The sequence below is a fragment of the Rossellomorea sp. NPDC077527 genome (assembly GCF_044542955.1).
Lineage (GTDB): Bacteria > Bacillota > Bacilli > Bacillales > Bacillaceae_B > Rossellomorea > Rossellomorea aquimaris_E.
In genome coordinates this window covers 320,109-341,029 of sequence record NZ_JBITVL010000003.1, presented here as the reverse complement: position 1 = coordinate 341,029, position 20,921 = coordinate 320,109, and the positions used below count along the sequence as shown (strand labels likewise).

At 42.1% G+C, this 20,921-nt stretch carries 15 protein-coding genes; 12 read left to right on the top strand and 3 right to left on the bottom strand.

Translation table 11 applies throughout. The annotated features are described in order from the left end of the window. From ACIGG7_RS11610 to ACIGG7_RS11590, 5 genes are all read left to right on the top strand, one after another. Positions 1-1,470, top strand: a complete 1,470-nt coding sequence (locus ACIGG7_RS11610) for a hypothetical protein (RefSeq protein WP_397549840.1) — start codon at positions 1-3, stop codon at positions 1,468-1,470. Between the two features lie 5 nt (positions 1,471-1,475). After that, positions 1,476-2,477 carry an AAA family ATPase gene (locus ACIGG7_RS11605; RefSeq protein ID WP_224941407.1) on the top strand — a complete coding sequence of 334 codons (1,002 nt, stop codon included), beginning with the start codon at positions 1,476-1,478 and terminating at the stop codon, positions 2,475-2,477. A gap of 92 nt (positions 2,478-2,569) precedes the next feature. Further along, complete coding sequence (locus ACIGG7_RS11600) at positions 2,570-3,349, top strand: DUF58 domain-containing protein (RefSeq protein ID WP_224941406.1); 780 nt, start codon at positions 2,570-2,572, stop codon at positions 3,347-3,349. Between the two features lie 9 nt (positions 3,350-3,358). Next, positions 3,359-5,113 (top strand): vWA domain-containing protein, encoded by a 1,755-nt coding sequence (locus ACIGG7_RS11595; RefSeq protein ID WP_397549839.1) that lies wholly within the window; start codon positions 3,359-3,361, stop codon positions 5,111-5,113. Then, positions 5,097-7,874 (top strand): VWA domain-containing protein, encoded by a 2,778-nt coding sequence (locus ACIGG7_RS11590; protein ID WP_397549838.1) that lies wholly within the window; start codon positions 5,097-5,099, stop codon positions 7,872-7,874. Before ACIGG7_RS11595 ends, ACIGG7_RS11590 begins: the two co-directional genes overlap by 17 nt. A 35-nt stretch (positions 7,875-7,909) precedes the next feature. Here the strand turns inward: ACIGG7_RS11590 and ACIGG7_RS11585 are convergent, their stop codons facing one another. Continuing rightward, a complete protein-coding gene (locus ACIGG7_RS11585; protein ID WP_397549837.1) occupies positions 7,910-8,776 on the bottom strand; it encodes a mechanosensitive ion channel family protein in 867 nt (288 codons plus the stop codon). Between the two features lie 284 nt (positions 8,777-9,060). On the opposite strand from ACIGG7_RS11585, the gene ACIGG7_RS11580 reads away from it, so the two are divergent. The 6 genes from ACIGG7_RS11580 to ACIGG7_RS11555 all read left to right on the top strand — a co-directional run bounded on the left by ACIGG7_RS11580 (position 9,061) and on the right by ACIGG7_RS11555 (position 17,239). Then, positions 9,061-10,815, top strand: a complete 1,755-nt coding sequence (locus ACIGG7_RS11580) for an ABC transporter ATP-binding protein (RefSeq protein WP_397549836.1) — start codon at positions 9,061-9,063, stop codon at positions 10,813-10,815. A gap of 10 nt (positions 10,816-10,825) precedes the next feature. Then, entirely contained in the window at positions 10,826-12,649 is a 1,824-nt protein-coding gene (locus ACIGG7_RS11575; protein WP_397549835.1) for an ABC transporter ATP-binding protein, read from the top strand. A gap of 291 nt (positions 12,650-12,940) precedes the next feature. Continuing rightward, on the top strand, positions 12,941-13,918 hold the full coding sequence (locus ACIGG7_RS11570; RefSeq protein WP_397549834.1) for a nuclease-related domain-containing protein: 978 nt from the start codon (positions 12,941-12,943) through the stop codon (positions 13,916-13,918). Between the two features lie 142 nt (positions 13,919-14,060). Continuing rightward, positions 14,061-15,398: a cytochrome ubiquinol oxidase subunit I gene (locus ACIGG7_RS11565; RefSeq protein ID WP_397549833.1), complete on the top strand. Its 1,338-nt coding sequence runs from the start codon at positions 14,061-14,063 to the stop codon at positions 15,396-15,398. Positions 15,399-15,466: 68 nt separating this feature from the next. Continuing rightward, complete coding sequence (locus tag ACIGG7_RS11560) at positions 15,467-16,480, top strand: cytochrome d ubiquinol oxidase subunit II (protein WP_397549832.1); 1,014 nt, start codon at positions 15,467-15,469, stop codon at positions 16,478-16,480. 102 nt (positions 16,481-16,582) lie between these two features. Next, positions 16,583-17,239, top strand: coding sequence for a potassium channel family protein (locus ACIGG7_RS11555; RefSeq protein WP_224941692.1), 657 nt, complete (start codon positions 16,583-16,585; stop codon positions 17,237-17,239). A 46-nt stretch (positions 17,240-17,285) separates the two neighbouring features. Here the strand turns inward: ACIGG7_RS11555 and rnjA are convergent, their stop codons facing one another. After that, positions 17,286-18,953 carry a ribonuclease J1 gene (rnjA, locus tag ACIGG7_RS11550; protein WP_397549831.1) on the bottom strand — a complete coding sequence of 556 codons (1,668 nt, stop codon included), beginning with the start codon at positions 18,951-18,953 and terminating at the stop codon, positions 17,286-17,288. Positions 18,954-18,956: 3 nt separating this feature from the next. After that, a complete protein-coding gene (locus ACIGG7_RS11545; protein WP_224941396.1) occupies positions 18,957-19,163 on the bottom strand; it encodes a DNA-dependent RNA polymerase subunit epsilon in 207 nt (68 codons plus the stop codon). A gap of 954 nt (positions 19,164-20,117) precedes the next feature. Between ACIGG7_RS11545 and ACIGG7_RS11540 the strand changes: the two genes are divergently transcribed. Continuing rightward, positions 20,118-20,888, top strand: a complete 771-nt coding sequence (locus ACIGG7_RS11540; RefSeq protein WP_224941395.1) for a Cof-type HAD-IIB family hydrolase — start codon at positions 20,118-20,120, stop codon at positions 20,886-20,888. Positions 20,889-20,921: the final 33 nt, after the last annotated feature.

Genomic DNA, 20,921 nt, shown 5'->3' with positions numbered 1-20,921 from the left:
ATGGACTCGAAACAATTTCTTCAATTACTTAAACAAATAAGGAAGAAACTCCTGATCAGGCAATTATGGCATGCGATCCAGCTCCTGGTTTTCTACGCAGGAGCTCTTGCCCTGTGCGTCATCGCTCTGGCAGCAATCACCCCCATTCCATACTGGGATAGGGGGCTTTGGATCGGGATCATCTTCATTTTTATTGTAGGTGGGGCAACAGCCTTTCATAAAAGATCCACCATGCTGGATAGCGCACGATACTATGATCACTTCATAGACGATAATCGAGTCACTGCCGCATATAGCAGTCTTCACAGTGAGCATGCATTATCACCCTTGGTTCTCCGTGATGCCCTGGAGAAAATGAGAGCGGCTTTACCTGAAATAAAGAAGGTTCGAGAAAGAATCATTCAGCCAAAATTGATGCTTTCCACCATTATGCTCGTACTTTTAGCCCTTCTGATATTCAATCAAAGAGATCACATGTTTAAAGAAGCACAGAGGTTGGAGGATGAAAAGGAGATCATTGCCCAATCAAACGAACGCATAAAAAAGAAGGCAGATAAAAAGGAGAATGCTGCCATTAAAGAAAGGCTTCTGAAGGAAAACGAAAAACTTAAGAAAAAGAAAGTAGTAACAGATCGATACGAAGAAATAACGAAAAAAGTAAAGGAACTGGATCTTCAGAAGAACAAAATGAAAAAGCAACATGCCAAGCTGGAAGAACTGAAGAAAGAAATAGCTGGTTTAAACATACCCGAAATTCAAGATGCCATTAGCGATAAAGACGTAAAAAAACTTCAACAGGGTTTCAATCAACTATCAAAACAACAAAAAAACAAACTGATGAAAGCATTGAAGGATCATGATATCGCCTCTTTAAAAGAGTTAGAGGAAGTTTTGAAGGAAACAAAGGACTCGGAACAAATACAACAGTTGGCTAAACTTCAGGAGGAACTACAGGAGGAAGCAGAAGAATTAGGGGAAACCATCGGGGAAAATGCTGCGGAGGGTTCAGCTCAAAATGCGAAATCCAATGGAAACGGTGGAGCATCCTCTAAACAATCAAACACCCAGTCAAAAGGAGGTAAACAGACGGCCTCTTCTAAAGGTAGCAGTGGTGGTAAAGGGGCTGAGAACTCCTCTGGTCAAAAGGGAAATGGATCTGGAAACGGTTCGGGCAGTGGAAATGGAAATGGTGTCGGTAGTGGTCAGGGGTCCCGGGATATGCTATCAATTCCTGAGAAGGTAGAGGGAGAAGATAAGGTGGAACTCGACTCAGGTGAAATAGGTGAAGGTGAACGGGGAGATCAGTTTCAGACCGACGGACCGATTCAAAGAGGATCCTTAAGGCCTTATGAAGAAGTGTATCAGGACTATTATTCTTCATATCGGAATGGCTCAGACCGAGCTGACATCCCAAAAGATTTAGAACAAATCATCGAGTCCTACTTTAGTGAAATCGATCCAGGAGAGTGAAGAGGATGAATATCGAAGAAAAGGAACAGCAGTTTAAGGAAGCTGCCATGAAAATAAAAGAGGTGAAGGAGGAAGTACAGCGGTTCATCGTAGGTCAGGTAGACATTGTAGATGGGGTGCTTTGGACCATCCTGGCAGGGGGCCATACACTCTTGGAAGGTCTGCCCGGAGTAGGGAAAACGATGCTGGTGCGCACCCTTTCGGAAGTGATGGACCTTAGTTTTTCCAGAATACAATTTACCCCGGATCTAATGCCGACTGACATTACCGGGACAATGGTCATGAAGAAGGAAAGGGATCAAGAAAGCCCATTTGAATTTCATGAAGGGCCCTTATTTCATCATCTGGTATTGGCGGATGAAATCAACCGTTCAACGCCCAAAACCCAAAGTGCCCTGCTTGAAGCGATGGCTGAGCATACAGTTACGGTAGTAGGAGAAACCATGACTTTAGAGAAGCCGTTTTTTGTCCTCGCCACACAAAACCCCATCGATCTAGAGGGAACGTATCCCCTCCCAGAAGCCCAGGTAGACCGTTTTATGAGTAAAGTACTCGTTTCTTATCCCTCTAGAGCTGAGTTGAAGCAAATCATTATGCGCACCACTGGAACAGAGGAAATTTTTCTTGAGAAAAAGGTAAGTCAAACGGAGCTATTGAAGATCCAGGGACTCGTAAAAGAAATCATGGCGACAGAAGAAATGATTGATTTTGCCATCGATCTCATAGACGCAACCCACCCAGATGGTGAGAAGACAACCGGGAACATCAAAGAATATGTGGACTTTGGGAGCGGGCCAAGAGGTCTTCAAAATGTCATACTGATGGCAAAAGCCAGAGCTTTAACACAAGGGAGATATCATGTGTCCATAGGAGACATTAAAAAAGTGGCACCTCTTGTATTGAGGCACCGGATCATCCTTAATTTCGAAGGAGAAGCCATGAATGTAAAGATTGATGACCTCATCTGTGAATTAATTGATTACATACAAAAGGGTGAGCATCAGTGAAATCCTTTTGGAACTCCCAGTTTTTAGCCCAGTTAAAAAGGCATAAGATCAGCGGTAGTCGAATGAGGATAGGGCATCATAAGGGATCGCGCATGGCAACATTCCAAGGCAGTTCCCTGGAATTCTCTGATTATCAAATGTATGAGATTGGTGACGATGTCAGGCAAATCGATTGGAATGTATATGCCAGAACGGAAAAAGTGTATATAAAAAGGTATCTAGATGAAAGGGAATTAAAGGTTCATATTTTTCTTGACTGCACGAACTCCATGTTGTCCGGGGATGAGAAGTGGAAGAGAGCGAGAGAATTGGCAGGAGCAATTGCCTTTCTTGCTTTATCAAATGATGACCGTCTCACCTTGCATTGCATCGGGGTTCAAAAGACTTTCACCAAAAAAGGCGCACGGGACGCAAAAGGCATCCTGTTTGATATTCAAGAGCTATCACCAAAAAGGGAAGTGTTGGACAACACATTATTTTTTGATGAAATGGCAAAAGGTGACCGGACAAAAAGCGGAGTATCCTTCATCATCTCTGACGGCTTGGAACCCATTTCTGTGATCGAGGATGCCCTTAGGAGGCGTTCGATAAAAAAGGAAATGACCTACTTCATTCAATTGCTGGATGAGGAGGAGGTTGCACCAGCGTATAAAGGTGATGTGAAATTAATCGATAGCGAAAACCATCAGGAAGTGAATGTATCATTGAATCGCCAGCTGGTTGGAAAGTACCAGGAACGGTTGCTGGAACATAACAAACAGATCGAATCATTATGCCGGAAATGGGGATTTGGCTATCTGCGAACCAACAGCCTTCCGCCATTGAATGAGGTGTTTTTTAAAGAGTTTAAAGAAAATGGATGGATCCGCTGAGGTGATTGCATGGGAATAGGAAATCCAATCTTTTTTTTCTTATCTGCTTTTATAATAGCAGTCATATTGATGTATTTCTTCCGAAAACGTTATCAAGATCAGCTTGTGTCCTCTAGCCTATTATGGGAAGAGGTGATGAAAGAATGGCAGGCATCGCCATGGTTTCATCGATTACAGAAAAATTTACTTCTTTTTATGCAGGTGCTGATTCTCCTCTTATTGATGCTAGCCCTCGTAAAACCATATACACTGGGTGAAATGGGAGAAACAGATCATACGATCATACTATTGGATACCTCTGCTTCCATGAATGCCACCATGAATGAACAATCGCACTTTGAGTTAGCGAAAAAAGACATTCAATCATTGATAAGCGATGCAGATGGAGATATAACCCTTCTTGCGGTGGGGAGTTCGGTATCCACTATTCTTTCAGAAGAGATGAATGACCAAGTTGTGATCAAGCAACTGCAAGATATTCCATTATCCAATGATCATGAAGATATGCAGAAAGCGTTTCACCTCGCTCAAGCACTTGGGAAAGGTTCCGAGTCCATTATCCACATCTACTCTGACTCGGTAAGAAAAGCCAATTTTACAGAAGAAAAAATCACGACTCCGGTTCAGGTGCACAATCTCCTAAAGAATTCCAAGAACGTTTCCCTTACAAGCTTCGGGGTGGAGAAAGTGGGGTCCCTCTATCAAGGAGTCGCTGTCATTGAAAATCAAAGCAAAGACATGCAATCAGGGAAGATCACCATCTACGCTGCTAATAAAATAGTCTCATCCAAGCGACTTGAAATCGGTGCAGGGAAAGAAGAGGTAATTCCCCTGCCTGAATTACCGGAAAGTCCAGTATATAAGGCCGAAATAACTTTCCAGGATGATTTCAAGGTTGATAACGTCCTATCCAGTATCCAAGCCACTTCAAAGCCAGCCATCTCGGTAATAGGTGAATTAAATCCTTTCCTATTAAAAGGATTTCAATCACTTGGCGTCGAGGTGAAGACCATTTCAGGAAATCAATTGAAAAAAGGTGACGGAATTCTCGTTACGACAAATGATAAGTGGAAAGAGTTATCGGTCAAAAACCCTGCCATGATCATTCCTGGATCTTCTGTACAATTGGCGGGACTTACATCCGGAATCGACGTGAAAGAAGGTGACCCCCTGTTAAAGCATGTTGACTTGGAAAAAGTATATGTGGAAAAGGCGGGTTCGATTGAAATGGAAGGGTTGGAAACACTCGCAATGAGTGATTCCATACCGCTGATTCAAAAAGGGGAACGAGAAGGCATAAAGAATGTCCTTGTGAACATGCGACTGAACGATACGGACTTTCCACTACATCCCGGATTTCCGATTTTTCTTCATAATGTCTATCAGTACTTATCAGAAGATCAAGGATTTATAGGGTATTTTCAGCCTGGCGAGGAAAGAACTGTCCCCGGCGGGAAATGGGATATCTATTCAAGTGGAGATGAGTATATAAAAGAATCCGGTGATGGGGATGTCTTTAAAGCTCCTTTGAATCCCGGGGTATATCAAGCAGTCCAGGGGGATGTAATGAAGTATTTCAGTGTAGTACTTGACGACAGGGAAAAGCAGCTTGGAGGAGAATCCTTTACACTAGAATCTTCAGAGAGAAAAAGAGAAAAGGAAGAAAAAACTGTGCCCCAAGTTCTGTCTTCATGGTTTCTGTTGTTGGCGATCATTGTGTTTTTTATAGAGTGGGAGGTTTATAGACGTGGGAATCGAATTTAATGAAATTCTTTGGTTATGGTTCCTGGTTCCCCTTGGTTTCGTCCTCTTCCTCTATGCTAAACAGGGTTTTGCCAGAAAGGATGGTAAAATCATTCTTTTATTAAGAGGGAGTGCCATGAGCCTTGTGATACTGGCCCTTGCCAATCCGTTCATCATTCTGCCAGTAAAGGATAAGTCGGTCCTCTTTTTAGTGGATCGATCAGCTTCTGTCTCGAATCAGGAGGATCAAGTCCTTGAAATGATCAATCAGAGCACTCATTCAAAAAAAGTACAGGATCATTATGGGATTATTGCATTTGGAGAAAATGCTGAAGTTGAACAGACCCTTTCAGATGAGCAGAATGATTTGGATCGATTTAGAAGTGAAATCAATGTAGGTCATACAAACCTCCAGGAAGGGCTGGAATATGCCTCAAGTCTTCTTCCGGAGGGGGGGAGGATTGTCGCCTTGACAGACGGTAAAGAAACAATGGGCTCAGGGGAGGAGGCGATCCCATTACTGAAAGGAAAAGGCATCGAAGTGGACTGGTCCCCTCTCGCATCCGATACGCAAGAAGACGTGGCCGTACTGAATCTCTCTACCCCCTCCGTTCAATATGAAGGTGAAGAAACAACCATCACGGTCAATACGTACAGCACCACTCAAAAAGAGATTGACATGCGCATAACACTGAATGATCGAACGATCATAAAAGAAAATCTACGTGTGCAGGAAGGGGACAATGAATTTCAGTTCAAGCATATAGTCGGTGAGACCGGCTTATTAGTGTACAAGGCAGAGGTGTTTTCAAAAGGAGATGAAAGTCCTGAAAACAATTCACTCTACCATCTGTCCCGTTCAGAGGGTGCCGCCAAAGTGATGCTCGTAGAAAATGAAGCCGGTGATAGCCCATTAATTCCGATCTTACATTCACAAGGTGTTACGGTGGATATCTATAAGCCTGAACAATTGCCGGGTAAACTGACTTCCTATTTGCAATATCAGAGTATTCTGTTTGATAATGTAGCGGCCACAAGCATACCAGAAGACAAAATGCTTCTTATGGAAAAAAGCGTGAAAGAATTCGGAAGAGGATTCATTATGTTTGGCGGTAGTGACAGCTTTGCCCTTGGTGGATACTTTAAAACACCGATTGAACGATTGCTCCCTGTAGATATGGATGTGAAAGGTAAGAAGGAATTACCGTCACTTGGACTGGTGATCGTTTTGGATCGATCGGGCAGTATGGATGGGGAGAAAATCGCCCTTGCAAAGGAAGCTGCCGCAAGAACGGTTTCTCTTCTAAGAGACAAAGATACGCTGGGAGTCATTGCATTTGATGACCGGCCATGGGAAATCGTCAAAACGAAACCCCTGACCGATCGAAAAAAAGTAGAAGAACAGATTCGCTCCATCTCTTCAGGGGGAGGAACGGAGATCTTCAGCTCCTTACAGCAAGCCTACGAAAGTCTAGAAAGTCTTCCGTTAAAGAGAAAGCACATCGTCCTTTTGACCGACGGGCAATCAGCCACTACCGGGAATTACCAGACCTTGGTGGAAGATGGCCATGATAAACATATCACTTTATCCACTGTTTCGATCGGTGAAGGGGCGGACAGGGCACTCTTGAACGACTTGTCCGAGTGGGGGAAAGGGAGGTTTTATGATGTCGTCGATGCCAGTGTGATTCCGAGCATATTAACAAGGGAGACCGTGATTACGACCAGAACCTATATTGAAGATCAACCATTTTATCCTTCTATTGTATCTTCGAAGTGGTCAACGCTATTTGCGGGAGGGATCCCCAAAATGAATGCTTATATTGGCACCTCCCTGAAAGGTACGGCCCAAATGGAAATGGAGAGTGGGAAGAAAGATCCGATCCTGGCTACTTGGAGATACGGGCTAGGGAGGTCTTTTGCCTTTACTTCTGACACGAGTGGTAAATGGACGGGGGATTTTGCCAGGTGGCAAGGATGGCCGGTGTTCGTGAATAATCTCGTTAGCCGCTCCTTTCCTGAAATTCACTCCAATCCTTTCACCATCGATGTGAATGAAAGTAACGGAAATACCAGATTAAAGTTATCATCTTCTGACGGGAGCGTATCACCACTTGAAGTGACGGTCTTATCCGAGGATGGAAATCCGATTCCTGCGACAACCAGAATCACATCACCGGGAGATTATGAAGTCGAATTTGAAGACCACCTGTCTCCCGGACTATACAATATGAATATTTCCAACAGAGGAGATACTGCTGGGAACTCGTACCAGACAGGCTTTTCCGTCCCATATTCAAAAGAATACAGCTTCAGGGGGGGAGACGGATCCCTGAATACAATCGTGAAAGAGACCGGTGGAAGGAAAGCATCTTCACCGAAAGACGCTTTCAGGGACCTTCATACCCACACAAACAAAGAACTGTCCATACAGTCCATGCTTGTCATGGCAGGATTTCTGCTTTTCTTTAGTGAAATATTTATTAGACGATTCGGGACAGGCTCTTTTAGAACTATATGGAAGATGGTTAAACCGAAAAGGACTTCACCTACCGTTAAAGAAAAAACAAGTGTAGAACAACTAGGCAGAAAAGTGAAACGGGATCGACAGAACATCGAGCGGAAAAAAGCGGACACTAAACCATCATTACATGCTGTCGGTGAATCAAAGGCACCCGTAAAGAAAGTGAAAAAAGAGAAGAACAAGCAGGAGGAAGGATCAAAAGAGAGTGATGATCGAATCAAACGCCTACTGGAAGCAAAGAAGAGAAAAGATAACTAAAAAAGAGAAGGCGGCGGCCTTCTCTTTTTTAGTCTTTAGCTTTCTTTCTTTTCAATGTAGACCTGGTGAGGATAAGGAATTTCGATTCCATTTTGATCGAGTGCCTCTTTTAATGACTTACGAAGCTTCCTTTCCACTCCCCATTGCTCCATATTCTTCGTTTTACATAATACTCTAAGAACCACATCGGAGGATCCGAGCGTCTGAACTCCCAGTACATTGGGACCTTCAACAATGTTTTCATCTTCTTTGGCAATAGAATCGCATACCTGCTGTAGAACGACCATCGCCTTATCAATGTCATCATCATAGGATATTCCAATATCGACAAGTGCTCTCATATTTCCACGGGAATGATTGCTGACACTTGTAATTTCCCTGTTCGGTACATAATGAAGGGTCCCGTCAAATCCGCGGATATGAGTCGTTCTCAAGCCGACCTCTTCGACGATTCCGGAGAAGTTGCCGGTCGATACATAGTCACCCACGTCAACTTGCTTTTCAAGTAGAATGAAAAATCCGGTAACCACGTCGCTTACCAATCCTTGGGCACCAAATCCGACGGCTAGTCCGACGATTCCGGCTCCGGCCAGAATCGCAGTTACCTGGATACCGAAGATTTGCATGATCGTTACGAAGAAAACGAATATCAGTATATAGCCGATAATATTTTTAGAAAGACTTTGTAATGTCTGCGCGCGACCATCAGATACATCATTTCTCTTTCGATACTTGTCAAAAATCCTTTCAATTACTTTGTTTGCTGCACCTTTAACAATAATAAAAGCAATCCAAATCGCTAAGATTTGCAATGCACCTATTCCAATCGTTACTAAAAGACCGCTCCAATTAAAGTTGGAAAGTCGATCACCTAAAGCCGTAAGACCAAGTCTGTAACCCAAATCAAAACATCCTTTCCTATTAAATAATGACCACTCTAGTATACACAAAACTACATAGGGTATGTCAAAGGAGAATGCTCATTCAAACCAAATTTGGAAAAGAGATCGGTCAAAAGACCGATCTTTTTAGGTGGGTTCATTTTTAAAATAAATATGAACAATGAGACTTGAGGGAGAATTCGTAAAAAGTGAAAAATTCTAAAAAAAGGGTAGATAAATATTTCGAAAGTCGATATATTTAGTAGTACATTGTTTTTTTATGGAATATGGAGGGGAGAGGAATTATGGATACATTTAAAAAATTGAAAGCCTTTTATTGGCCGTATAAAAGGCATTTTATCATTTCAATGATTTTTTTAATATTTGTAACCGGTATCACAGTGGTATATCCGATGATCCTGCAGGTTACAATCGACGATGTCATCTTGCAAGGGAAATATGAGTGGATCCCGTACTTAGCTTTTGGGTTCATCGGCATCATGGCAGTGAAAGGAGTCGCAACATTCATTCAACAATATAATGGAGATCTATTCGGTATAACCTCTGTGTACCGACTGAGAAACGAACTATATGAGAAGCTCCAGTTTCTTCCGTTCAGTTACTATGATAATGCCAAAACAGGGGATCTGATGTCTCGTTTGACGGCGGACGTAGAAGCCTTCCGTTTCTTCTTATCATTTGGTTTCTCAGAACTGCTCCGCTTCTTCATGTTGGTGACGGTCAGCTTTGGGGTCATGTTCTATTATTCTCCGTCGTTAACATTTGTCACATTGGTTTCCTTGCCATTCCTTGCCATTGCCGTGTACAAATTCGATAAGGCTGTCCACCCTGCCTTCCGGGGTATCAGGAAGTCCTTCGGTAAATTGAACACGAATGTTCAGGAAAATATCTCCGGAATTAATACGGTTAAATCCTTGTCTCGTGAAGATTTTCAAATCAATAAGTTCAATCGCTCCAACGGTGATTATAAAGATAAATACCTGTTCACCTCTGACATTTGGGCAAAATACTTCCCATTGATGGAGTTCTTAGGGAATGTGAGTGTAGTCACACTCCTCGCTTACGGAGGTTACCTCGTCATGAATAACAACCTTCAACCCGGAGAGCTTGTCGCATTTTACAGCCTTGTATGGTATATCATCTGGCCGATCATGAATCTTGGCTTCACAATCAACCTATTCTCCCAATCCAAAGCATCTGGAGAAAGATTATTAGAAATTCTTGAAGTCGATGAAAAAATTAAAGATCATGATAACGTCCTTCACGTCGATCGAATGAAAGGGGAAGTGGAGTTCAAGCATGTTTCACTGAATTACACCGTACATGACGAAGCTGCTCTTGAGGACATTTCCTTTAAAGTGGAACCGGGTAAAGTCATCGGTCTCATCGGGGGTACCGGATCGGGGAAAACCAGCATCACCCAGCTCATCACCCGTTTCTATGAACCGGAAAAAGGTGACATCCTGATTGATGGAAAAGACGTGAAAAATTACTCTTTAAAATCCCTCCGTCAAAATATTGGATTCGTCCTGCAGGAATCATTCTTATTCTCGTCCACCATTAAAGCGAATATTTCCTATGGTCGCCCGGAAGCGTCCATGGAGGAAATCATCGAAGCTGCCAAACGGGCACAGGCACATGAATTCATTTCAGAATTGCCGGACGGCTATGATACAAGACTCGGAGAAAGGGGCTTAGGTCTTTCGGGAGGTCAGAAACAACGGATTGCCATAGCAAGGGCCATCTGCACAGACCCATCGATCCTGATACTGGATGATGCAACAAGCGCAGTTGATATGGAAACAGAATTCAGGATTCAGAAAGCATTGAAGGAGGTCATGTTCGATCGAACCACCTTCATCATTGCACATCGGATTTCATCTCTTAAGCATGCAGATGAAATTCTCGTCCTTGAAAACGGGAAAGTCGTTGAAAGAGGGGTTCACGATTACTTAATGAAAAACAATGGACCGTATCAGCGAATCTACGACATTCAGTACAAAGATCAGAAAAAAATATTGCAAACGCAGGAAGGGTAGGTGAGAGGACATGAGTAAGAAAAACAAAGTGAATAAGAATATACTGAGCAGATTTCATTATTCAACAGATCAAGTGATTGATAAACCATTCAATTGGGAACAACTCTATCGATTATTATCCTATTTAAAACCCTATTCGAAAAAACTGCTGCCCTTGTCCATCATCACCGTTCTGATTACAACAGCCATCCGGCTGATCATCCCGATTTTAATCGGGGTATATACTCTCGATAAAGCGATTCGGCAGAAGGATGGAAATCTCTTATTCACACTGGTGGGGATCATTGCGGGGCTGTACATTCTGAATTATGTAGCCAATGTCCTTCGGATAAGATGGATGAACCAATTGGGCCAAGGGGTCATTTATGACCTTCGAAAACATTTGTTCAGCCATGTCCAGTGGCTTTCCCACCGTTTCTTTGATCAGCGCTCAGCAGGCTCGATCCTGGTACGGATCATGAATGACATCAATTCCCTGCAAGAATTGTTCACAAATGGGGTCATCAACCTCTTGATGGACATCATCCTTCTTATTGGGATCATCGTGATACTCTTTACACTAAGCCCTGAGTTGACACTGGCCGTCATGGTCATTTTGCCGATCATGTTCTTCATATCGACAAGCCTGCGAAAGAATATCCGGAGATCTTGGCAGATGGTGAGACTCAAGCAATCGAAGCTAAACTCCCATTTGAATGAAAGCATCCAGGGAATTCGGGTGACACAATCATTCACACAGGAAAAGGAAAACATGGCGTTCTTTGATGGAATCAACACTGAAAACTTTGATAGCTGGAGATCGGCCACAAAGAAAAATGCTATGTTCCGCCCACTGGTGGAATTGACGAACGCAATCGGAACGGCAGTACTCATATGGTTCGGTGCCCATTTAATTCAAAATGGATCGCTTGAACTTGGTGAATTTGTTTCGTTTGCATTCTATTTAGGGATGTTCTGGGAGCCGATTTCGAGACTCGGTCAGGTATATAACCAGCTCTTGATCGGAATGGCTTCATCTGAGCGAATCTTCGAGTTCCTAGATGAACAACCAATTGTAAATGAAAAGGCGAACGCCATGAATCTAACAGACATAAAAGGAAGAATTCAGTTTGAAAATGTGGAATTCTCTTACGATGATAAACGAAAAGCTCTGCGTGATATCAATCTTGAAATGAAAGCTGGCCAGACTGTCGCATTAGTTGGTCATACCGGATCAGGTAAGACGACGATCGCCAATCTGATCAGTCGATTTTACGATCCGACCAACGGAGTGGTGAAGATTGATGGAGTAGATTTAAGAGATGCGTCGGTTTCCAGTTTGAGAAATCAAATCAGCATCGTACTGCAGGATACATTCATCTTCTCGGGAACCATCATGGATAATATCCGCTTCGGACGCCCGGATGCATCCGATGAAGAAGTTATGAAGGCAGCAGAAGCAATCGGTGCCAACGAATTCATCCAAAAGCTTTCTAATGGATTTGAAACGGAAGTCGAAGAACGGGGTAATGTGTTATCCGTCGGTGAAAGACAATTATTGTCCTTTGCTCGTGCCCTTTTGGCGAACCCGAGGATCATCATCCTCGATGAAGCGACAGCTTCCATCGATACAGAAACAGAAGTCAAAATCCAAAATGCTTTGAAGAAATTGCTGAACGGACGTACCGCGATCATCATTGCCCATCGTCTATCCACCATCCGTGATTCCGATAACATCTTTGTCCTTGAAAATGGAAGAATCAAAGAGTCCGGAAACCACGATGAGCTAATGGAACAGCAAGGTGATTATTTCGAGCTGGTGAAATCACAGTTCAGGATGTTGGAAGCCATGTGAGTTTGGAATGGAGAAACCCCGCGCTTTGGTGTGGGGTTTTTGTTTTTTATTGGGGGAGAGGAGTGAGTTAGGTTTGTCGGATTTTGTAGAATGGTCGGTATTATGAAAATTAGGTTGATAAATTGAAAAAACGGTTGATAAAAATGATTTTCGGTCGATATATCAGCACAACGGTTGATAAATCTCTTTAAAGGTCGATAAAAAATAAAACACTATTTTTTTCCAAAAATAAAGGTGATCCAATGGAAGAAGTAGAATAGTATTATAACCAAAACTGAAAGGAATGATGATTTGATCATAAAAGTAAGGGAAATCCCACTAATTATCCTCTATTATGAAGCATTATTAAGAAGGCTCCCCCCACAATCAAGGATTAGGTCTAAAATTGAAGAGAGTTTACTTAAAGCATGGGCAGGTTATCATGGAGAATGTAAAGCAGACAGACAATTAAGTACGATAGATCACCCTCAAATGCTCATCCTAAATGATTTGTGTATCCCTATAGGCAAGACTTTCTTTCAAATCGATACCTTAATTCTCACCAAAACATTTATTTTAGTCTTAGAAATAAAAAATATTGCAGGGACCATGGAATTCGGATCAGAATTTGATCAATTTTCCCGGACGTACAAAGGCGAAGTCACAGGATTTCCCAATCCCATTTCACAAGCGAATCGAAATATGCTCCACCTGTCCCATTGGTTTCAAAAGAAAAAACTCCCTCTTCTTCCACTTGACTACTTGGTTGTTTTTACAAATTCCACTTCTCTATTAACTTCCTCTAATCGACATAGAAAAACGGTTGATAAAGCAATTAAAGTTGAAAACCTCGTCGCAAAATATCTTTCTATTCAAGAAAGCTATTCCCGCTCTAAATCTGTTCTAATACAAAAAGAACTTAAAAAGATTTCCAATGCCCTTATGAAGGAACATTTACCATACTCTGCGTTCAAAGAAGAACATGATGAGATAATTCCTGGTGTGAGGTGCTCTCAATGTAATAGATTCAATATGGTTCGTCAAATGAGGTCCTGGTACTGTACTGCTTGTGGTATCTTTGATAAGGTTGCTCACCAACAGGCGATATTTGATTACTTACTCCTTGTGAACCCTACAATAACAAACAAAAGAGCCAGAGAGTTCTTGGGTGTCGAATCCTCCAGGGTTGCTTATAAACTCCTCAATACCATGAAACTTGCTTCAGAAGGTACAGGGAAAGGAAGAGTCTACTCACTTCCACAACCCAACAATCAAATTCAAACGAAATAGCCCAACCTTGTGAAAAACGTCACATAATATTCATGTTCAATACTTCACAAACTCTACCCTAGGTTTTATAATGAACGTTAAGTGATAAACAGTAGTAAGAAGATGTTTACGATAATGAGTAATTCGGTAGGGGGAGTATTGAATGGTGTTGGATAGTGTAATGTTAAGCAGGATGCTTACTTCGACAACGCTCGCGTTCCATATTATTTTTGCGACAATCGGTGTGGGGGTTCCAGTTATGATTTCCATAGCCGAGTTCATGGGGATTAAACGGAATGATCCTCATTATTTATTGCTTGCACGAAGATGGGCAAGGGGATTTACGATTACTGTGGCGGTGGGGGTCGTGACCGGTACTGCGATTGGGCTGCAATTGTCCATGTTATGGCCATCCTTTATGCAGGTGGCGGGACAGGTGATTGCCCTGCCTTTATTCATGGAAACCTTTGCGTTTTTCTTCGAGGCAATCTTTTTGGGAATTTATCTTTATACATGGGACAGGTTCAAGAATAAGTGGATTCATTGGCTGTTGACGATCCCTGTTATGATCGGCTCTTCGGCATCTGCTCTGTTTATAACGACGGTTAACGCGTTCATGAATACGCCGCAGGGATTTGAGTTGAAAGATGGAAAAGCCATCAATATCGATCCGATAGCAGCGATGTTAAATCCGGCTACACCTACAAAAGTGTTTCACGTCTTAACGACGGCTTATTTGACATCTGCTCTTATACTGGGTGCTATTACTGCATTTGCGATCCTCCGTAAAAAAGGAGGAGACTATCATAAAAAAGCTCTTCGTTTAACAATGGTATCCGGTCTGATCTTTGCATTTGGTTCTGCACTGGCAGGAGATTTGTCAGCGAAATTCCTGGCTGAATATCAGCCCGAGAAACTTGCTGCGGCAGAGTGGCATTTCGAGTCTGAAAAGAATGCCGATCTGATTGTATTTGGAACACTGGATGAACAAAATGAAGTTCATAATGAGATTCGATTACCTGGATTTCTAAGTTTCCTCGCAGGCAGCTCATTTGATACAGAGGTCATCGGTTTGAATGAATTTCCTGAAGACGAGCGCCCGCCATTATGGGTTCACTATTTATTTGACCTGATGGTTTCGATTGGGTTTTACAGTATCTTCATTGCTGCGGCATTTATCGTGTTTTGGAAGTGGAAAAAACGAAATGAGTGGAATAAGCCTTTGTTATGGGGGATTGTAGCCAGTGGGCCACTCGCGATGCTGGCCATTGAATTTGGCTGGATTTATGCTGAGGTCGGCCGTCAGCCTTGGATATTAAGGGGTTATATGAAGGTGGCTGAGGCAGCGACGAAAGCAGATGGAGTGGGCTTGACGTTTGCTCTTTTTGTTGGATTATATATAATTCTCGGCATTCTCTGTGTGGTTGTGTTGATTAAAATGTTCAGAAATAAGCCTGCAGAAGCTGAACTTGAACAGCGCTTTCCCAGAAAAGCCAGCTAAGTAGATTGCTAGTCTCTTTCCTGTGAAGGGGACGATCGTTTAGATTTTGTAAAGAGGGAGGAATGGGTATGAGTTTGGAAATCGTGGGGATTACCGTCTTGTGGATTTTTCTTTATGGTTATTTAATAGTGGCTTCGATCGATTTCGGAGCAGGTTTCTTTGCTTTTTACGGAAGAATAAAGGGGAAAGAGCATACTTTGAATGTGTTGATCAGTCGTTATCTTTCCCCTGTATGGGAAGTTACAAATGTCTTTTTTGTCTTCTTCTTTGTTGGGCTAGTCGGTTTTTTTCCTGATGCGGCCTATTATTATGGGACAGCATTATTGCTACCGGGTAGTATCGCCATCATCTTGCTTGCCATCAGGGGGAGCTTTTATGCGTTCGGAAACTATGGTTCAAAAGACAATATTGTTTACTTGTTTCTATATGGGGCAACAGGATTATTGATTCCTGCCTCTTTGTCGACAGCGTTGACCATTTCAGAAGGTGGTTTTTTGGAGGAACATGGTGATAAGGTTGTGTTCCTAGCCCGGGAATTATTTACGAGCCCATATTCATGGAGCGTTGTGGTCCTGTCGATTGTATCGGTCCTATTCATCAGTGCGACATTTCTCACTTATTATGCCAATCGCGCAGGGGATCTGGATTCAAGGGAAGAGCTGAGAAAATTTTCTCTATTCTGGAGTCCTCCGACAATATTAGCAAGTTTGCTTGTGTTTGTGTCTTTGAGAGAACATAATCCTGAGCATTTTACGAGCGCCATTGATATTTGGTGGATGTTCGGACTATCTCTCCTATGCTTCCTTGGTGCATCACTTTTCATTTATAGAAGAAAACATTTCGGACTGGCGTTCACTCTTGTGATGTTGCAATTCTTCTTTGCTTTTTTCGGGTATGGAGCGTCCCATTTGCCTTACATCTTGAAGCCTTTTGTCACGATTGAAACAAGTGTCACGAATCCAACGATGGGAATGGCGCTTGTCATCGTTTTTATTGCAGGTCTGTTGTTGTTGATTCCGTCTCTGTATCTTTTAATGAGACTCTTCTTATTCGATGCCGATTATGTAAAAGGGAACAAGTAACAGTGGTGTTCAATGAAATAATGTATAGGAAAGGGAGAAAATTCATTTTCTCCTTTTTTTTATGCTAAAATAAAAGCTATAGAGAGTACGGGGGGATACATGGTGAAAAAAGAGTTTGTAGTAATTGGATTGGGTCGGTTTGGCGGCAGTATCGTGAGATCATTGACAGATCAAGGTATGGAAGTTATGGCCATCGACCAGGATGAAGACAAGGTGAATGAGTTCTCTTCCATTGCATCACATGCGGTAGTGGCGGACTCTACTGATGAATCAGTCTTGAAAAGCCTTGGGATCCGCAATTTTGATCATGTGATTGTCGCAATTGGTGACGATATTCAGTCGAGTATCCTGACGACATTAATGTTAAAGGAGATCGGTGTGAAGAAAATCACAGTGAAAGCGCAAAACGACTATCATGAAAAAGTACTCCGAAAGATAGGGGCTAATCAAGTCGTTCATCCGGAGAGGGATATGGGAAGAAGGATTGCACATAATATCATCTCAAATAATGTGCTGGATTATCTGGAGTTATCAGATGAACATTCGATTGTGGAGATCGTGGCGAATGAACAACTTAGTGGAAACTCTTTGATCGATTTGGATATACGTGCACAATTCGGAATTAACATTGTGGCGATTAAAAGGGAAAAAGATATTATTGTATCCCCACAGGCTGATGAACAGATTCGCGTAGGCGACATCCTCATTGTGATAGGGGCCGATACAGATATTAACCGATTTGAAAAAAAAGTTTTATAATACGAAAGAAGAGGCTGATCTTTAAGATCAGCCTCTTTTTACATAATCACACTTCCATGATGATTGGTAATATCATTGGACGGCGTTTTGTTTTCTCATATAAGAATGGAGCTAGTGTATCTGTGATTTCGTTTTTGATTTCAGACCATTGTGACGTTCTTCTTTCAAGGACCTTGTTCATATGTTTAGAAATAAGTGTCTGAGCTTCATTGATCAGATCACCTGATTCACGCATGTAAACAAATCCTCTTGAAATTAAGTCCGGACCTGATGCAATCTTGAAATCCTTCATATCGATGCTGACAACGACGATGACCAATCCTTCTTCAGAGAGGATGCGGCGATCACGAAGAACGATATTCCCGATATCACCGATTCCGCTTCCATCGATATAGACATTTCCGGAAGGGATCTTACCTGCTACCTGCGCGGAATCATTGCTCAAAGCAAGGACTTCACCATTGTCCATGATAAAGCAGTTTTCCACTTGTACGCCACAATCAACACCAAGTTGAGCGTGCATCTTCTGCATACGGAATTCACCGTGAATCGGCATAAAGAAGGTTGGGTTCATTAAACGAAGCATCAACTTCATCTCTTGCTGTCCGCCATGCCCGGAAGTATGGATATCGCTTAATGGACCGTGAATGACTTCAGCACCGGCACGATATAAGAGATTAATCGTACGGTTAACGCTGATTGTATTCCCTGGAATTGGTGATGAAGAGAATACTACAGTGTCGCCAGGCTGGATCTGGATCTGACGGTGAGTGCCGTTTGCGATCCTTGATAATGCAGCCATCGGTTCACCCTGTGAGCCAGTGCAAAGGATAGCCACTTCATTTGCAGGAAGGCGATTGATCTGATTATGTTCAATGAATGTATCCTTTGGTGCATTGATATAACCTAGTTCCTGACCGATCGTGATGGCTGCCTCCATGCTTCTTCCGAAAACAGCGACCTTACGATTATGGAATACGGCCGCTTCCACCACTTGTTGAAGGCGGTGAATATTCGAAGCGAATGTAGCAAAGATGACCCTTCCATCCACTTTACGGAAGATATCATTGATGCTTTCTCCAACTTTTCGTTCTGACATGGTGAAGTTTGGTACCTCAGCATTTGTACTGTCAGACAGTAGACAAAGAACGCCTTCTTTTCCGATTTCAGCCATCTTGGTTAAGTTCGCAGGTTCACCAACAGGAGTGAAGTCGAATTTGAAGTCACCTGTATGCACAACATTACCAGGTGGTGTTTTAACAACGATTCCATATGAGTCCGGAATACTATGGGTAGTTCTGAAGAAGGTTACAGATGTTTTGCGGAATTTAATAATATCATCTTCCTGGATGACATTTAATTTCGCATTACGTAGTAAACCGTGCTCTTCAAGCTTATTCTTGATCAGGCCTAGTGCTAGTTTCCCACCGTATATTGGGATATTTAATTCGCGAAGTAAATATGGAATTCCACCGATATGGTCTTCATGTCCATGAGTGACGAAAAGACCTTTGATTTTATCCGCATTCTTCACCAGATAAGTATAATCCGGGATAACATAATCGATACCGAGCAGTTCGTCCTCAGGGAACTTGATACCAGCATCGATTAGGATAATTTCGTCTTGGAATTGTACGCCGTATGTGTTTTTACCGATTTCACCTAAACCGCCAAGGGCAAATACAGCGGTTTGGTCATTCTTTACAAATTTCATTGCTTATTGCTCCAACTCGAAAGAATGGTGGTTTTGTTCATACTCTAAAAAAGCGCCCTCAAGCTTTTGTACGAATTCGATATTATACGGTTTGTCTTTTAAATTCAGGCGTACTTCACGTTCTGAATCTGCTTTCATGTAAAGAGATTGAGTGCATTCGCGAACAGGCACTTCTGCTTTACTTTCTTGATAAAATACTTTAAAAATCATTTTTCTCTCTCCTTATCCGTTTTCAAAAAATCTAACTTTCATCTATGATAAAAAAGTTATCAACTACATAACATAAGCGGCATCGTAAACTCTTGATGGTATGGAAGCACGTCCCATTTCAGTAGGACGGATCATGACGATCAAGACCGGATGCTATAGAGCAAAGACATTAGAGGGCAGGTTTCCCTTCTAATCGGTATAGTATACCTGTTTAGTCTGAATATGACGATGTTCATATTTGGCTCGTATACGCCCTGTGGTAAAAAAACGATGATTTCCCAGGTATCATTTTCTTATCACAGGGCGACCAATCGATGAATGGAAAGGCCTGTAATTAAAGGTTCATCAGAATGGTCCATGACCGGCAGTATTTGCTCAAAAATCTTATATAATAGCCTGTCATTCATATAGGGAATGAATCGCATAGTTTATGTATGTAATAAATTATAAAGGATTCTTCTCTGTAAATAAAGTTTTTGAATAATCCTTTACTAAATCATGATAAAAAGTAGAAGAGGGACCAATACCAATGGAGACATAAAACTCACTAGTGGCGTCAGTCCCTTTTTCTTTGTGTATAAATGTATGTCGGTATCTCCGAAGAGCGTGCATTCCGGTTATGCTGCTTTTCGTGAATCGATAGATTAGGCGATCGTTTTTTTTCTAAGCAAATCTTTCCACTGTTTTAAAAGCTTTTTTCTCAGCTTCTTTAACATGGTGGATCACTCCTTATCAATAGTTTACCGAGATTTTCCTTTGAAGTAAAGGAACAATAATAGGGACGTCTCTGTTGTATTACTTATATTGTACGGAATTTATGGAATCTCTTACATGGTTATGTTTGGTAAATCGTTGTGTTCGGTCGTCTTCATTGACATTTCTACCGTAAAGGATTACCTTAAACAACGTGTAAAATAGATTGGTAATCGAATATGACGGAAAAGGAGAACGATCATGTCTAAAATAGTTTTCTTTGATATAGACGGTACCCTGCTTGATCACGATAAGAAACTGCCTCAAGCAACGAAAGAAGCCATTCAGACGCTGCAGGAAAACGGTACGTATGTTGCAATTGCGACGGGAAGAGCTCCGTTTATGTATGAAAGCCTGAGAGAAGAGTTGGGGATTGAATCTTTCGTTTCCTTTAATGGGCAATATGTGGTGTTTGAAAATGAAGTGATTTATACGAATCCGTTGAAACTCGAAACGTTGGAAGAGTTATTAGAGGATACGTATAAGAAGGAGCATCCTGTCGTACACCTCAATCACCAAACGATGAAATCAAACCATCAGCACCACGATTATATTGAAAAAAGCATGAGCAGCTTGAAGTTCCCTCATCCGGGATTCGACCCGGATTTTTACAAAGGGAGAGACATCTATCAATCCTTATTATTCTGTTCCAAAGAAGAAGAAGCCTTTTATCGGGAGAAGTATACCGATTTCACGTTTATCCGCTGGCATCAATACTCCATGGATATTCTGCCTAAAGGCGGTTCAAAGGCCGAGGGAATCAAAAAGATGATTGCAAAGCTCGGATTCAAAATGGAGGATGTTTACGCATTTGGCGACGGTTTGAATGATATTGAGATGATACAATCAGTCGGAACAGGTGTTGCTATGGGAAATGCAGTACAGGAAGTCCAACACCATGCAGACCTGATTACAAAACATGTGGACGAAGATGGAATTTACCACGGTTTAAAAGAACTCGAACTGATCTAGATATTGAAAAAGCCTCCCGCGTGACGGGAGGCT